The 15,000-nt window shown below is 66.7% G+C and carries 11 protein-coding genes; 9 read left to right on the top strand and 2 right to left on the bottom strand.

Going from position 1 to position 15,000, the window contains the following annotated elements:
• The first annotated feature begins 124 nt into the window (after positions 1-124).
• The 3 genes from RMR04_RS24315 to RMR04_RS24305 all read left to right on the top strand — a co-directional run bounded on the left by RMR04_RS24315 (position 125) and on the right by RMR04_RS24305 (position 3,927).
• Positions 125-1,786, top strand: coding sequence for a M14 family metallopeptidase (locus RMR04_RS24315; RefSeq protein WP_311911052.1), 1,662 nt, complete (start codon positions 125-127; stop codon positions 1,784-1,786).
• Between the two features lie 156 nt (positions 1,787-1,942).
• Positions 1,943-2,575, top strand: coding sequence for a LysE family translocator (locus RMR04_RS24310; protein WP_311911051.1), 633 nt, complete (start codon positions 1,943-1,945; stop codon positions 2,573-2,575).
• A gap of 143 nt (positions 2,576-2,718) precedes the next feature.
• On the top strand, positions 2,719-3,927 hold the full coding sequence (locus RMR04_RS24305; RefSeq protein WP_311911050.1) for a M20 family metallopeptidase: 1,209 nt from the start codon (positions 2,719-2,721) through the stop codon (positions 3,925-3,927).
• A 135-nt stretch (positions 3,928-4,062) separates the two neighbouring features.
• Here RMR04_RS24305 and RMR04_RS24300 read toward each other — a convergent pair whose 3' ends face one another.
• A complete protein-coding gene (locus RMR04_RS24300) occupies positions 4,063-5,904 on the bottom strand; it encodes a glycoside hydrolase family 15 protein (protein WP_311911049.1) in 1,842 nt (613 codons plus the stop codon).
• A gap of 8 nt (positions 5,905-5,912) precedes the next feature.
• Positions 5,913-6,701 (bottom strand): trehalose-phosphatase, encoded by a 789-nt coding sequence (gene otsB / locus RMR04_RS24295; RefSeq protein WP_311911048.1) that lies wholly within the window; start codon positions 6,699-6,701, stop codon positions 5,913-5,915.
• Between the two features lie 292 nt (positions 6,702-6,993).
• Between otsB and otsA the strand changes: the two genes are divergently transcribed.
• From otsA to RMR04_RS24265, 6 genes are all read left to right on the top strand, one after another.
• Positions 6,994-8,595, top strand: a complete 1,602-nt coding sequence (gene otsA, locus RMR04_RS24290) for an alpha,alpha-trehalose-phosphate synthase (UDP-forming) (RefSeq protein WP_311911047.1) — start codon at positions 6,994-6,996, stop codon at positions 8,593-8,595.
• Between the two features lie 310 nt (positions 8,596-8,905).
• Complete coding sequence (gene ptsP / locus RMR04_RS24285) at positions 8,906-11,173, top strand: phosphoenolpyruvate--protein phosphotransferase (protein ID WP_311911046.1); 2,268 nt, start codon at positions 8,906-8,908, stop codon at positions 11,171-11,173.
• 54 nt (positions 11,174-11,227) lie between these two features.
• Positions 11,228-12,313 (top strand): peptide chain release factor 1, encoded by a 1,086-nt coding sequence (prfA, locus tag RMR04_RS24280; RefSeq protein WP_311911045.1) that lies wholly within the window; start codon positions 11,228-11,230, stop codon positions 12,311-12,313.
• Positions 12,314-12,385: 72 nt separating this feature from the next.
• Positions 12,386-12,634 (top strand): hypothetical protein, encoded by a 249-nt coding sequence (locus RMR04_RS24275; protein ID WP_311911044.1) that lies wholly within the window; start codon positions 12,386-12,388, stop codon positions 12,632-12,634.
• A 116-nt stretch (positions 12,635-12,750) separates the two neighbouring features.
• The gene (gene prmC / locus RMR04_RS24270; protein WP_311911043.1) at positions 12,751-13,521 is read left to right on the top strand and encodes a peptide chain release factor N(5)-glutamine methyltransferase; all 771 of its coding nucleotides are present in this window, start codon (positions 12,751-12,753) and stop codon (positions 13,519-13,521) included.
• Between the two features lie 387 nt (positions 13,522-13,908).
• The gene (locus RMR04_RS24265) at positions 13,909-14,997 is read left to right on the top strand and encodes a DUF4167 domain-containing protein (protein WP_311911042.1); all 1,089 of its coding nucleotides are present in this window, start codon (positions 13,909-13,911) and stop codon (positions 14,995-14,997) included.
• Positions 14,998-15,000: the final 3 nt, after the last annotated feature.

The raw sequence follows: 15,000 nt of genomic DNA, 5'->3' as shown, positions 1-15,000 counted from the left end.
CTACAGCTCCCGCACTCCGATCCAGAGCGCGTGCGATCAGTTCGATCTTCGCTTGAAGTCGCCCACCAACTCGGCAGGATGACGGCTGCCCGCTTGGTCGCGGGCGCTTGCGGAGGCTTTAGCCGTGCTTCGTATCCTGACGGTCGTCTCGCTCGGCCTCGCCTTCACCGCCGCGGCGCTCGCGCAGGAGGCTCCAGCAAAGGGCGAGTTTCGGCAGGCGCCGGCATTGCTTGCGCGCTATGCCGATGTGCCGGTGACATTGCGCTCGCCCTTCTTCGCGGAAGGGCGTGCCCGCAGCTATGATCCGGGGCGGGAGGCTGCCGGTTTCACCACCCAGGCCGAGATGGAGGCCTTCATCGCGGCTCTGGGCAACGCCGCCAATCTCGGCATCGGCTCGCTTGGGCGCTCGCTCGAAGGCCGCAACATCCCTTATCTCCTGTTCACGGCCGAGGGTGCCCGCAGCCTGGAGGAGGCAGCCAGGAATCAGCCCGCCGACCGGCCGGTGGTCTGGCTGATCGGCCAGCATCACGGCAATGAACCCGCCGGCGGCGAGGCCATGCTGGCGCTGGCGAAGGACCTGGCCTCGGGCGGCGAGCTTGCCGCGCTGACGCGGGCGCTGACCATCGTCATCGTGCCGCGCTCCAATCCCGATGGCGCCGCAGCCTTCACGCGCGACACCGCCGCCAAGGCCGACCCGAACCGCGATCACCTGCTCCTGACCCTGCCCGAAACCCGCGTCCTGCAGACAGCGGCTGCGACGCTGCCGCCGGACCTCGTCATCGACGCGCATGAGTTTACGGTCGGTGGCCGTTGGCTCGCCAAGTTCGAGGCGCTGCATGCGGCGGACTTCGTCTATATGCGTGCAACCCATCCGCTGGTGCCGGCGCGCGCCACGACGCTGGCCGACCAGCTCTTCCTGCCCGCGATCGAGGCCGCGGCCGCAAGCGCCGGGCTGACGGCCTATGTCTATCAGACCTCCCCGAACGCCAGGCCGGAGGACAAGACCGTCGCGACCGGCGGCAATGCGGCGGGCATCGCGCGCAATGCCTTCGGGTTGATGGGGGCGGTCTCGATCCTGCTGGAGACGCGCGGCGTCGGCATCGGCACGCAAGGCTTCCAGCGCCGCGTCGCCACTCACTATCTCGCCGCCATCGGCGCCTTGCGGGCAGCGGCCGCCGACCCTGCCCGCTTGCGGCGTGCCGTTGCCGAGGGCCGCCAGGAGGCGGCGCGTTCGCATGCGGACCTCGTCGTCGCGCATCGCGTCCCCGTGGTCCAGGGCTTCGTGCCGCTGATCGACCCCGTCACGGCGGCGCCGCGCCCGACCGCGGTGCCCTTCATCGATGCCCGCCATATCGAGCCAACCGTGGTGCGCCCGCGGCCGGCCGGCTACTGGCTGGCGAATGGCGAAGCGACGGCGCCGGTGCGCGAGGCGCTGGCGCGGCGCGGCATCCGCTCTTGCACCCTGACGGCACCCGCGACGGTGTCGGGGGCGGAAGCCTTCACCGTGACAGCGCGCCGGCAGGTCGACCGCCGCGCCATTAATCCCGAAGGCGGCGTCTCGACGAAGAGCGAGCGCGACGCTGCGCCCGTCACCTTGCCGGCCGGCTCGAGCTATGTCCCGGTCGAGCAGCCTCTGGTCGGCCTCGTCGTCGCCTCGCTCGATCCCGACGCCGCCGGCGGCTTCGTCAGCGCCGGCCTGTTCCCCGGTGAGGTCGGCGCCCGCTTGCCGCTGCTGCGCCTGCCGGCCGGCGCGGGCGCGATCGACTGCCCAGCCAAGCCCGAGTGAGCGGAGTTCGGCCGTGCCACTCGCGATCACGCGCCGGCGCGTCTCACGCTTGCGCGGCAGACCTGCGCTTGCACGGCATAAGAGGGGCGCGTCGCCGGGCGATTGTCGGGGCTAGCTGGATGCGGGCATGGTGCGCGCCATTGCTGGAGCGGTTTCATGCCCGAGATTCACAACCTGCTTGCTTTCGTGCTCCTGGCCTTCGGCATGGTGCTGACGCCCGGCCCGAACATGATCTACCTGATTTCCCGTTCGATCTCGCAGGGACCCGGCGCGGGCCTGATCTCGCTTGGCGGCATCGCGCTCGGCTTTCTGTTTTATGTGTTCTGTGCCGCTTTCGGCATCACTGCCTTCGTCCTGGCGGTGCCGTTCGCCTATGATGCGCTTCGGCTCGCGGGCGTCGCTTACCTTCTCTATCTCGCCTGGCAGTCGCTGAAGCCCGGTGGCCGCTCGCCCTTTCATGTGCGCGAACTCGCGCCCGACGGCCCGCGCAAGCTCTTCGCGATGGGCTTCCTGACCAGCCTGCTCAATCCCAAGATCGCGGTGTTCTATCTGGCGCTGCTGCCGCAATTCATCGATCCCGCCGCCGGCAGCGTGCTGGCGCAGTCGATCATGCTCGGCTTCATCCAGATTGCGGTCAGCCTCAGCGTGAACACGCTGATCACCCTTGCCGCCGGCAGCATCGCGCTGTTCCTGCGGACCCGGCCGTTCTGGTCCTTGGTGCAGCGCTGGCTGATGGGCACTGTGCTTGCCGGTTTTGCCCTGCGCATGGCGATGGAAGCCCGGCGCTGAGGCCTTGGCGTTTGATCGCGCAAACTGCCTCCTCCTCGAACGCCGACATCGCCGCCGCGTCGCGAAGCTCGTTCTATCGTTGCGCGTCGCCGTTGATTAAGTTCGCAACATTGTCCCGCCTGGAACGAATGTGAGTATGCGCGATGAGCGATTTGACGCCTGAGGAAGCGAAGGTCACGGCCTGGCTCGCCAGCCGCAAGGAGGCGATGGTCGCGCTGTTGCGCGAGATGGTCGACACCGATTCAGGCTCCTACGACAAGGCCGGCGTCGACCGGGCAGGGCAGGTGCTGGCGCGCTTCCATGAGGCGAACGGGCTCGTCGTCGAGATCGTGCCGGATGCCCGCTATGGCGACGCCGTCAAGGCGCGCCTGCCCAATCCTTCGGCCAATGACCAGCGCCCGGTGCTGCTGCTCGGCCATCGCGATACCGTCTTCCCGCAAGGCGAGCCGACACGCCGGCCCTTCACCATCAAGGGCGGCCGGGCCTATGGGCCAGGCGTCGCCGATATGAAGGCTGGCCTTGTCATCGAGGCTTTCGTGGCGGCCGCCTTCGCCGAATGCGGCGGGCTCTCCGCGCCGCTCATGATGCTGACGACGAGCGACGAGGAGATCGCCTCGCCATCCTCGCGGCCGATCATCGAGGCCGCCGCCCGCGAGGCGCGCTGCGTCTTCAACGCCGAGCCGAGCCGCCTGCCTGCCGGCACCGAATTCAGCCGCGATCAGAAGCAGTCGATCACCTCGGGTCGCAAAGGCGGCGTCTTCATGCGCGCCGAATTCACCGGCAAGGCCGCCCATTCCGGCGCGAATTACGACAAGGGCATCTCGGCCATCGTCGATCTCGGTCACAAGATCCCCAGGCTTCAGGGCCTCACCGATCTGGAGCGCGGCGTCACCGTCAATGTCGGATTGATCGGCGGCGGCCAGACCGTCAACACCATCGCGCCCCATGCCTGGTGCGAGATCGACCTGCGCTATGTCACGGCTGCCCAGCGCGACGAGTTGGTCGGCGCGATCAAAACCATCGTCGAGACGCCGGTGGTGCCCGGTGCGACCGGAGCCCTGGCCATCAAGGGCGAGTTCGTGCCGCTGGAGCGTTCGTCCGAATCGGCTGTGCTGTTCGAGGCCTATCGCGATGCGGCGGCGGGTTTCGGCATCAGCGTCGCCGCCGAGTTCACCGGCGGCTGCGCCGATTCGGGCTTCACCGCCGCGCAGGGCTGCCCGACCCTGTGCAGCGTCGGTCCGATCGGCGGCCTGGCCCATACGCCCGATGAGTTCCTGGAGGTCGAAAGCATCGTGCCGGCCGCGCAGGTCCTGGCGCTGGCGGTGATGCGGACCGCGGCCAGGATGGAGTGAGCCCGCGCCATTGCCGTTATGGTCGGGCTTGTCCCGACCATCCACGTCTTCGCTGATCATGGGCTGTGTTCAAGACGTGGATGCTCGGGACAAGCCCGAGCATGACGGGGCGCGCTATACAGAAGAGTGCGCTCCTCAGAACGCCTCTTCCCAGTTCCGGCTGAGCCGCATCGCCGAGTTGATCAGCCCGACCATCGAATAGGTCTGCGGGAAATTGCCCCAGAGCTCACCCGTGGCGAGGTCGGCGTCCTCCGAGAGCAGGCCAAAGCTGTTGCGCCGCTTCAGGATGCGGCCGAACAGCTCCTTGGCCTCGTCGACCCGGCCGATGGCGTAGAGCGCATCGACATACCAGAAGGCGCAGATCAGGAAGCCGGTGTGCATGAAGCCGAAATCGTCCTGCGTCGCATAGCGCAGCAGCAGGTCGCCGCGCGTGAGATCACGGCCGATCGCCTCAACGGTCGCGATATAGCGCGGATCGTCGGCCTTGACGAAGCCGAGCTCGGCGAAGAGCAAGAGCGTCGCGTCGAGCTCCGTTCCGTCGAAGGTCGAGACGAAATGGCCCTTCTCCTCGTTCCAGATCCGTTCGCCGATGATGCCCTTCAAGCGCTTGGCCTCGGTTCTCCAATACTCCTTGCGGTCGGCCCGGCCGAGCGTGCCGGCGATGCGGGCGAGCCGGTCGCAGGCTGCCCAGCACATCACGCTGGAGAAGGAGTGCACCACCTGCCTTTCGCGCAGCTCCCAGGGGCCGGCATCGGGCTTGTCGAAATAGGTGATGGCGAGCTCGCCCATGCGCTCGAGCTGAGCGAAGAGCGTGTCCTTGCCGGGCTGGATCAGGCGCTGGTCGAAGAAGGAATGTGTCGCCGCGAGCACGACCGCGCCGTAGCCGTCGTTCTGGATCTGCGTCGCCGCGCCATTGCCGAAGCGCACCGGCTGGTGGCCGCGGTAGCCCGAGAGATTGGGCGCCTCGAACTCGTCCAGCGTGCCGCTGCGCGTGATCGGGTAGAGCGGCGGCAGATGCTCGGCCCCGCTTTCGGTGAAGGTGTCGACGATATTGGTGATGAAGCCGAGATAATCCTCCATCGTCCGCGTCGTGCCCAGGCGGTTGAGCGCATGGACGACGAAATAGGCGTCGCGCAGCCAGCAGAAGCGATAGTCCCAGTTGCGCTGCGTGCCGGGCGCCTCGGGGATCGAGGTGGTGAGCGCGGCGACGATCGCGCCGCTCTCCTCGAAGGAGCAGAGCTTCAGCGTGATCGCGGCACGGATCACCTCTTTTTGCCAATCGAACGGGATCGAAAGCGAGCGCACCCAGTCGCGCCAGTAATCGGTGGTCTTGTCCAGGAATTCGCGCGAGGTCGTCTCGATCTCGGCGCGCAGCGCCTCGTCCGAGCCGATGAAGAAGGAGAACGGCCGGTCGACCGCGAAGGGAATGCTGTCGACGACATAGGAGACCGGCGCGTCGGTGGTCAGGCGGATGGTCTGGTCGGCGCCGACGAAGCGGACATGGTTGGAGCCGCGCGTGATCTCGTCGGGCTCCTCGCCGAGGCCCAGACAGGGCTTCAGCACGACGCGGATGCGCGGCCGGCCCGAGATTCGCCTGACCCGCCGCACCAGCTGCGGTGGCCGGAAGAAGCGCTCAAAGCGCACGAAACGCGGCGCGAAATCGAGGATCTCGATGGCGTTGCCCTGATCGTCAGACAGGACGGAGGACAGGATCGCGGTGTTGTCGAGATAATTTTGCTCGCAGCGCGTCATTCCGACGAGCTCGATCGCGAAGACGCCTTTCTTCGGCATCGCTCCGTCATCATCCGGCTGGTTGTCGATCAGCGCGCAGAACACCGGGTCGCGGTCGAAGCGCGGGAAGCAGCCCCAGACGATGCGGGCGCGCCGGTCGATCAGCGCGGCGATCGAGCAATTGCCGATCACGCCGAGGTCGAGCGAGACGGAGTTCCGTCCCGCGATCGTCGTCGAAACTGTCATCGATAACCTTATGAGAAGCTGGAAGCGGTCAGACGGCCGTGTTCGGCCGCGGTGAGAAGGATCGTGCGCAGGGCGGTCGGCGAGGCAATGCGGTGCGCGGCGCAGGTCTCGCCGTCGCCGATCCGGATCGAGAGCCCGCCCAATGCGTTCACGGCCTTGAAACCGGCCTCGTCGGTGATGTCGTCGCCGATGAAGACGGGCCTGCGCCCGGCATAGGGCGCGGTCTGCATCAGTTCCACGATGGCGCCACCCTTGCTGGCGCCGGCGGGAACCAGCTCGGCTACCGATTTGCCTTCCTGGAGGCGGACCGCCGGCCCCATACGGGCGGCAATCGTGCGGATCAGATCCAGTGCTTCGTCCTTCAGCGTGGGCGCAAGCCGCCAGTGCACGGCGATGGAAATATGCTTGTCCTCAACGATGATGCCGACATGGCTGTTGGCGAAGCGCACCAGATCGCGTGTCGCCTCGCGCATCGCGTCGGGCACCGCGGACTGCGAGCGGATTTCGCCATCGACCCGAATTTGCGCGCCATGCAGCCCTGCGGCATCGAATCGATAGGGCGCGAGAACCTCGTCGAGAAAGCTGACGGGCCTGCCGGAGACGAGCGCCAGCGCCCCGCCGAGCAAGGCGCGCAAGGATTCCAGCGCCGGAGCGACCTGTCGGTCGAGCTGCACGGCGTCGGGCACGGGTGCGATTTCGACAAGCGTACCGTCGAAGTCGAGAAACAGAGCGATCTCGGAATCCGCGGGAGCGATGTCGCGGATATCGTGAAGCAATTCAGTTTCGGTCAGTGTCATCATCTTTGTCTGTCTGAGCCATGAGTCGGGCGAAAACACGGCCCTTCAGCTTGAGCGTTCCTTATACCGAAGCGCTGGCATGCCCCGCGGATCGTGACTCGGTTCGTGAACTCGCCACATTTATTGTCCAGCTTCGCGTTGCCGTCACGATCTCGACGTGACGTTGCCACCGCTTCGCCATCGGCGAAGACGGAGGCCCTGGAAACATTACGTGCTCAGCCGCGTTCTGTTCCTGCCGCCGGTGTCGAAATTCTGGCGACCGGTCGCAATTCAAAAGGAGAGCTGTCGCGCCATGCGTCTCGTCATCGTCTCGAATCGCGTCACCATTCCGGATCGTCACGAAAAAGCGGCGGCAGGGGGATTAGCGGTGGCGCTGCGCGAGGCGCTGGAGAAACGGGGCGGGCTCTGGTTCGGCTGGAGCGGCGAGGTCAATGACGCCGCCGGTGGCCAGGCTGTCCGCACGGTCCAGCGCGGCAAGGTGACCTATGCGGTCACGGATCTCAGCGAGAGCGAGCGCCAGTCCTATTATCTCGGTTTCTCGAACCGGGCGCTCTGGCCCAACATGCACTACCGGCTCGGCCTGACGGAGTTCTCACGCACGGATTATGCCGGCTATCTCGCGGTCAACCGCCGCTTCGCCAAGGCGCTCATCCCGCTGCTGAAGCCCGATGATCTGATCTGGATCCACGATTATCACCTGATCCCGCTGGCCGCCGAACTGCGCCGGCGCGGCGTGACCAACCGGATCGGCTACTTCCATCACATTCCCTGGCCTCCGGCGGAGGTTTTCGGCGCGCTGCCCTTCAGCGCCACGCTGATCAGCACGCTGGGCGCCTATGATCTCGTCGGCGTGCAGACGCAGGTCGATGTCCGCAATCTGATCAGCGGCCTGGTCTCGCTCTGCGGCGCGAGGGTAGAAGGCGGCAAGGTCAGGATGGGCCGCCGCGAAACCACAGTGCAGGCCTTCCCGATCGGCATCGATGTCGAGGCCTTCCGCAAGCTCGCCGCGGCCTCAGAGCGGGCGGCGACGCGTCCGATCAAGGCCACCAGGGAATCGCTGGGCGCCCGCAAGCTCGTCATCGGCGTCGATCGGCTCGACTATTCCAAGGGCATCGTCCAGCGTCTGGAGGCGTTCGGACAATTCCTGCGCAGCCATCCCGAGCATCGTGGCCGGGTCGGCATGCTGCAGATCGCGCCGCCCTCGCGTACCGACGTGCCCGAATATGCCGAGCTCGACCGTCAGTCGGACGAAACCGCGGGCCGCCTCAACGCCGCACTCGGCGAGTTCGACTGGACGCCGATCCGCGTGGTCAAGAAGGCCTATTCGCGCAATGCGCTGGCGGGGTTCTACCGGCGTGCCCAGGTCGGGCTGGTGACGCCGATGCGTGACGGCATGAATCTCGTCGCCAAGGAATATATCGCAGCGCAGGATCCCGCCGATCCCGGTGTGCTTGTGCTGTCGCGCTTCGCCGGCGCGGCGCAGCAGATGGGCGAGGCGCTGATCGTCAACCCCTACGACACCCATGAGGTCGCCGAGGCGATCCGCACCGCGCTCGCCATGCCCAAATCCGAGCGCATTCGCCGGTTCGAGCGCCTCTACGAGATCATCGACGCGACCGATATTGGCTGGTGGACGCAGTGCTATCTCGATGCGCTCTCGGGTATCGAGGCACCCGTCCAGGACAACGCTCCGAAATCCGGGCCGAAGCGCAGCGCGTCGAAAAAAGCCGCGCCCAGACTACAGCTCGTGAAGCCGGCTCCCCAGCCCGATGTGAAGAGCCGAGGGAAGGGGGAAGCGGCCCCGCCGGTGCCGAAGCCGAAAGGCGGGGCTTCGGTGAAACCCGCCGTCGCCGCCACGCCGGCGCGCGACGGCGCCGCGCCTGGACCGGCCTAGAGCCGGATGATTTCAGACGGGATCACAGAGTGATCCCGTCTGAAATCTGAATCCGTCTCTCATCCAAGAGTGAGAGCTGGATTAATGCGAAAAACCGGTTCCCACTTTTTCGCATCCTGCTCTTGCCACGGAACTGACGATTTGCCGAAGATAAGGCCCTGCCACGGCGCACGGCCCTTGCCGAACAGGCCCTTGCCTCGCTAGAAGCGGCTGGAACCGAGGTTCGCTTGCGACTCGGCCACGACAGGTGTCAGGTCTGCGATGGACATCGGCCGCAATGGCTGAGGAGGCGGGCGGAGGGCTGGGATTGATGCGAGGCGCTCTCGGAGGACCAGGCGTTCTGCTGCGCCGCCTCCGCGAGGTGATGGCAGCGTCGATCAGCCCGCAGGAGCGGCTGGACCGGCTCGTCGTCCTGATCGCAGGCAATCTCGTCGCCGAGGTTTGCTCGGTCTATGTCCTGCGTGAGGACGGCTCGCTCGAACTCTACGCCACCGAGGGCCTCAACCGCGAGGCGGTCCATCTCACCTTGATGCGCGCCGGCGAGGGCCTCGTTGGCCTGATCGCGCGCGAGGCCGAGCCGCTGGCGCTGTCGGACGCGCAAAACCACCCGGCCTTCTCCTACCGCCCCGAGACGGGCGAGGAGATCTACCGCTCCTTCCTCGGCGTGCCGATCCTGCGCGGCGGCGCGGTCATGGGCGTCCTCGTCATCCAGAACCGCGCGACGCGGCTCTACAGCGAGGAGGAGATCGAATCGCTGCAGACCACCGCCATGATCATGGCGGAGATGATCGCGGCCGGCGGCTTGAAATCGCTGGCGCCGCCCGGCGCCTCGATCGGCCTCGACCGCCCGATCCATGGCATCGGTGTCTCGCTTGCCGATGGCGTCGGTCTTGGCCATGCCGTGCTGCACGAGCCGCGCGTCGCCATCACCAACCTGATCGCCGAGAATCCGGCGAGCGAGGTCAAGCGGCTCGAAGCCGCGATCGCCGAGATGCGCACCTCGATCGATGAATTGCTCGAGCGCGGCGACGTCGCCCATACCGGCGAGCACAGGGAGGTGCTCGAGACCTTCCGCATGTTCGCTCATGACCAGGGCTGGCTCAGGCGCATGCGCGAGGTCGTGATGACCGGCCTGACGGCGGAGGCCGCCGTCGAGCGCGTCCAGTCCGACACGCGCGCGAAGATGCTGCGCCAGACCGACCCTTATCTGCGCGAGCGCTTGCACGATCTCGACGATCTCGCCAACCGCCTGCTGCGCACGCTGATGGGCAAGGCCAACGGCGTCGCCCGCGAGGAGCTGCCCGAGAACGCCATCCTGATCGCACGCTCGATGGGCCCTGCGGCGCTGCTCGACTATGATCGCGCCAATCTGCGCGGCCTGGTGCTGGAGGAGGGCGGCCCCACCAGCCATATCGCCATCGTGGCGCGCGCGCTCGGCATCCCGGCCGTCGGCGAGATCGTCAACGCGACCGCGCTCGTCCAGGCGGGCGACGCCGTCATCGTCGACGGCCAGGCCGGCGAGGTCCAGATCCGGCCGCAGCCCGACGTCGAGAACGCCTATAAGGACAAGGCGCGCTTGCGCGCCCGCAAGCAGGAGCAGTACCGCAAGCTCAAGAGCATGCCCGCCGTCACCAAGGACGGCGTCCCGATCCTGCTCCAGATCAATGCCGGGCTCCTCGTCGACATGCCCAATATCGAGGCGACTGCGGCCTCGGGCATCGGCCTGTTCCGCACCGAACTGCAATTCATGGTCGCCGAGCACATGCCGACGACCAGCGAGCAGCAGGCCCTCTACAATGCCGTGCTGGACCAGGCGCAAGGCAGGCCCGTGACCTTCCGCACGCTCGATATCGGCGGCGACAAGGTGCTGCCCTATATGGAGCGCGTCGAGGAGGAGAACCCGGCCCTGGGCTGGCGCGCCATCCGCATCGGTCTGGACAAGCCGCGGCTTCTGCGCGCGCAGCTGCGCGCGCTGCTGCGCGCCGGCGCTGGCCGCGACATGAAGATCATGCTGCCGATGATCGCGACCGTCGACGAGTTCCAGCGCGCCCGCATGATTGTCCGGCGCGAGCAGGCGATGCTGGCCAAGCAAGGCCATGCGCCGCCGCTCAGCCTCCAGCTCGGTGTCATGGTCGAGGTGCCCTCGCTGCTCTTCGAGCTGGCGGAGATCGCGCGGGAGGCCGATTTCCTCTCGATCGGCACCAATGACCTGATGCAGTTCCTGTTCGCGGCCGACCGAGAGAACAAGCGCGTCGCCGACCGTTTCGATCCGCTGAGCGTGAGCGCCTTGCGGGCGTTGCGCAGCATCGTCGAGGCGGCTTCCGAGGCGAAATGCCCGGTCACGGTCTGCGGCGAGATGGGCGGCAAGCCCCTGGAGACGATGGCACTGATCGGCCTCGGCTACCGCGCCTTCTCGATGTCGGCGGCCTCGATCGGCCCGGTCAAGGCCATGCTGCGCGCGCTCGACGTCGAGAGGCTGCGCGAGCGGCTCGACTGGATGCTGGCCTCGCCGGACGGAGTCGCCAGCCTGCGGCCGCAACTGGCGGCGCTCGCGGCCGAATTCAAGGTTCCGGTCTAGCGACGCGTTCTGCGCCGCCCGAACCCACACGATGTCATCTGTCCGAGTTCCCTAATGTCCCTTCAGCTTCCGCAAGATCGCCTCGATGCCATTGTGGCGCGCCATGCCACTGCCATGGCCGAGATCAACAGCGCGACCGACGCGGTGCGGACCGTTGAGCTCGCCAAGGAGCTTTCCGAGCTCGATCCTGTGGTGGCCGCCATTGCTGCCTGGCGGCAGGCGCTCACGACGCTGGACGAGGCGCAGGCGCTGATCGAGGATCCCGCCATCGATTCCGAGTTCCGGGATCTGGCCTATGAGGAGCGCGACGCGGCGCGCAGCGAGATCGAGACCCGCGCCCGCGAGATCCTGATCGCGCTTTTGCCCAAGGATGCTGCCGACGAGCGTGGCGTCATCCTCGAAATCCGGGCTGGCACGGGCGGCGACGAGGCCTCGCTCTTCGCTGGCGATCTCTTGCGCATGTATCAGCGCTATGCCGCCCAGAAGGGCTGGAGCGTCGACATCATGTCGGAAAGCGAGGGCACGGTCGGGGGCTTCAAGGAGGTCATCGCCGAGATCGCGGGCAAGGGTGTCTATGCGAAGTTGAAATACGAATCCGGCGTGCACCGTGTCCAGCGTGTGCCCGATACCGAGACGAGCGGGCGCATCCACACTTCGGCGGCGACGGTGGCGATGCTGCCGCTCGCGGGCGAAGTCGACATCGTCTTGAAGGACGACGAAATCCGCATCGACACGATGCGGGCCGGCGGCGCCGGCGGCCAGCACGTCAACAAGACGGAATCGGCTGTCCGCCTGACCCATCTGCCCAGCGGCATCGCGGTCGTGGTCCAGGACGAGCGCTCCCAGCACAAGAACAAGGCCCGCGCCTATGAATTGCTGCGGGCGAAGCTCTACGACATCGAGCGCAGCCGCGCCGATGCCGACCGTGCCGCCGATCGGCGCTCCCAGATCGGTTCCGGTGACCGTTCCGAGCGCATCCGTACCTATAATTTCCCGCAAGGGCGGGTCACCGATCATCGCATCAACCTGACGCTCTACAAGCTCGACGAGATGATGCAGGGGCTCGTGCTCGACGAGATCATCGATGCGCTGACGGCCGAGCAGCAGGCGAGGTTGCTCGCCACCGAGAACGGCGCCTGAGCATGGCGATGAAACCTCCGCAGCCCTTGGGCGTTGATCCTGTGTCAAATCAACAAAAGGCGGGAGGCGACCATGATCAGACTCATTTCGGGCATAGCACTGGCGGGCATGATGACGCTGACAGTGGCGGGCACGGTGCAGGCGCAGGAGCGCACGTTCCGTCGCATCACGGCGGGCCCCTCGGCTCCGCTGGGGAAATCCATGACACAGAGCCAGGCGCGTCGGCTCTGCCAGATGGAGATGCGCGGCACGCGCGAGAGCCGTTCCAGCATCCGCCAGAAGATGGCGATCTGCATGCGCAAGCGCATGGAAGGCATGTGAATCGAAGGCCTGTAAACCGGGACGCCTCCGGCGTCAGTGGTAAGGCACTCAGCATGTTCGACGCGCGGCGAAATCTCGCCGCGCGCCTTCGCGAGGCCAGCATTGAGACAGCGGCGATGGATGCGCGCATCCTGGTCGAGGCGGCGATGGGCGAGAACGCGGATCTCGATCCGCTCCAGCCACTCGATGTCGCGATGCTCGGCAGGCTCGATGGTTTCGCGACGCGGCGGCTGATGGGCGAGCCGGTCTGGCGCATTCTCGGCGAGCGCGAGTTCTGGAGCCTGCCCTTTCGCCTGTCGCCGGCGACGCTGGAGCCGCGCCCCGACAGCGAGACGATCGTGGAGGCGGCGCTTGGCGTGCTCGCGGAGCGCCGCGATCAGGCCATCTCGATTCTCGACCTCGGCGCCGGTACGGGCTGCCTGCTGGTCGCCTTGCTGAGCGAATGCAGGGCGGCGCGCGGCGTCGGCGTCGATCTCTCGGAAGAGGCGTGTGGGACGGCTGCGGGCAATGCCGAGCGCAATGGCGTCGGCGCGCGCGCGCTCTTCCGCCAGGGTGACTGGATGGCCGGTTTGAGCGAACGCTTCGACCTCATCGTCTCGAATCCGCCCTATATCCCGGCCGGAGACATCGCCGGGTTGGATGTCGGCGTCAGGGAGCATGACCCGTTGCGCGCGCTCGATGGCGGGGAGGACGGGCTCGTCGCCTACCGGGCGCTCGCCGCCGGCCTGCCCCGGCGGATTGCCTCGGGAGGTGCGGTCGTACTCGAGATCGGCGCGGGTCAGGAGGCGGATGTGGTCGCGATCATGGCAGCCGTTGGGTTGATCCATCGCGGCTCGCGGCGCGATCTCGGCGGGCATCCGCGCGCTCTGATCTTCACGCTTGAATGATATGCACAGGCATTCGTGCGAATTTGCTTGGAGGTGGGCAGGAAAACCGCTATGTAGGTCGCAGCCGAAGCTGGTGTTGTCAGAACCGAGCCTTGGCCAGCCCCCTCAGTGGCAAGGCCTAGCTTCCGGAAGCGTCCGACGATCGACGTAACTGACAGACCAGATTAGACATCCGAAGGCGTCGAGACGCCAATCGGCTCATGGGGCGGAGAGGCCCTTTTGGAAAGAGCGCGTGAAGACCAGGAACGGCGTATCGCCCCTTCAGGTCAACTCCACCCGGTGCAGCGTCGCAACCCGCTGTGCACCGGAGCGCGCATGACGATCCAACGGTTGCTTTGAACACAGAGCGCGAGACAGACGCGAATGAGACCAGGTCAGAACCGGCGTATGCGCGGCCGTAACAACAACAATAATAGCAGCAACAACAACGGCAATCGGAAAACTCCCAATCCGCTGCAGCGCGGCTATGAGTCGAATGGGCCGGACGTCAAGGTTCGCGGCACTGCGCAGCACGTCGCCGAGAAGTACTTGCAGCTGGCGCGCGATGCGCAATCCTCCGGTGATCCGGTGGCGGCCGAGAACTACTTTCAGCATGCGGAGCATTATTACCGCATCCTGCTGGCGGCCCAGGAGCAGATGTCGCAGCAGTTCGGCCACAGCTTCCCGCCCAATCGCGGCTTCGTCGATGATTCCGAGGAAGGCGAGGAGGAGGGGGATGACGATGGTCAGTCCTTCCAGCCAGGTGGTCAGCAGCCCGATTTCCGCAATGGCGGCATGAACGGCAATGGCAACGGCGCCAGCAACGGCTACTCCGCCAATGGCGCACCGCGTCAGGACGGCGATTCGGGGGATGGCCAGCAGAGCAACGGCCAGCGCTTCGATCGGCAGCCCCGCAATCAGCAGGACCGTCCGAACCAGGACCGCTCGAACAATGACCGTCCGAACCAAGACCGCCCGAACAACGATCGGAACGGCAATCGCCGCTTCGACCGGAACGATCGCAATGATCGTGGCGAGCGCAGGTTCGACCGTCCCGAGGGTGGCCAGAACAACCAGGGTGGCTATACGCCCCGTCCCGATGCGCCGCGATCCGATATCCCGGTCGTGTCGTCCGAGCAGCCTGAGGTGGTTGCGGCTCCGGTACAAAGCGAGCGTCGGTTCGAGCGCACGGATCGTCCCGAGCGCACGGATCGTCCTGAGCGCGCCCCGCGCCCCGAGCGCCGTCCCCGTCGCGAGGTCGAAGCCGAGCCGGCTGACGATGTCTCGAGCGCACTGCCGTCCTTCCTGACCACGCCGGTCAGGGTTCCGGTCGCTGTTGTCGAGGAGCCTGTCACTGTAGCGCCCGTGAAGGCGCCTGCGGATGCGGAAGAGGCTCCCGCCACTGAGGCCACCGCCAAGCGCCCGCGCGGCCGTCGCCGCTCGCCGCGCGAGGTCATGGATGCGCTCGGGTCGGACGCAGACAACATCACGGAGTGAGGT

The sequence above is a fragment of the Bosea sp. 685 genome (genome assembly GCF_031884435.1).
Taxonomy (GTDB): Bacteria; Pseudomonadota; Alphaproteobacteria; order Rhizobiales; family Beijerinckiaceae; genus Allobosea.
This window is presented reverse-complemented; position numbering and strand designations above follow the sequence as displayed.

What these genes read in the sequence shown, in the direction of transcription:
- RMR04_RS24310 (WP_311911051.1), top strand. Translation starts at nt 1,943, where the DNA reads ATGCCCGAGATTCACAACCTGCTTGCTTTCGTGCTCCTGGCCTTCGGC.
- RMR04_RS24305 (WP_311911050.1), top strand. Translation starts at nt 2,719, where the DNA reads ATGAGCGATTTGACGCCTGAGGAAGCGAAGGTCACGGCCTGGCTCGCC.
- RMR04_RS24300 (WP_311911049.1), bottom strand. Translation starts at nt 5,904, where the DNA reads ATGACAGTTTCGACGACGATCGCGGGACGGAACTCCGTCTCGCTCGAC.
- otsB (WP_311911048.1), bottom strand. Translation starts at nt 6,701, where the DNA reads ATGACACTGACCGAAACTGAATTGCTTCACGATATCCGCGACATCGCT.
- otsA (WP_311911047.1), top strand. Translation starts at nt 6,994, where the DNA reads ATGCGTCTCGTCATCGTCTCGAATCGCGTCACCATTCCGGATCGTCAC.
- ptsP (WP_311911046.1), top strand. Translation starts at nt 8,906, where the DNA reads ATGCGAGGCGCTCTCGGAGGACCAGGCGTTCTGCTGCGCCGCCTCCGC.
- prfA (WP_311911045.1), top strand. Translation starts at nt 11,228, where the DNA reads ATGTCCCTTCAGCTTCCGCAAGATCGCCTCGATGCCATTGTGGCGCGC.
- RMR04_RS24275 (WP_311911044.1), top strand. Translation starts at nt 12,386, where the DNA reads ATGATCAGACTCATTTCGGGCATAGCACTGGCGGGCATGATGACGCTG.
- prmC (WP_311911043.1), top strand. Translation starts at nt 12,751, where the DNA reads ATGGATGCGCGCATCCTGGTCGAGGCGGCGATGGGCGAGAACGCGGAT.
- RMR04_RS24265 (WP_311911042.1), top strand. Translation starts at nt 13,909, where the DNA reads ATGCGCGGCCGTAACAACAACAATAATAGCAGCAACAACAACGGCAAT.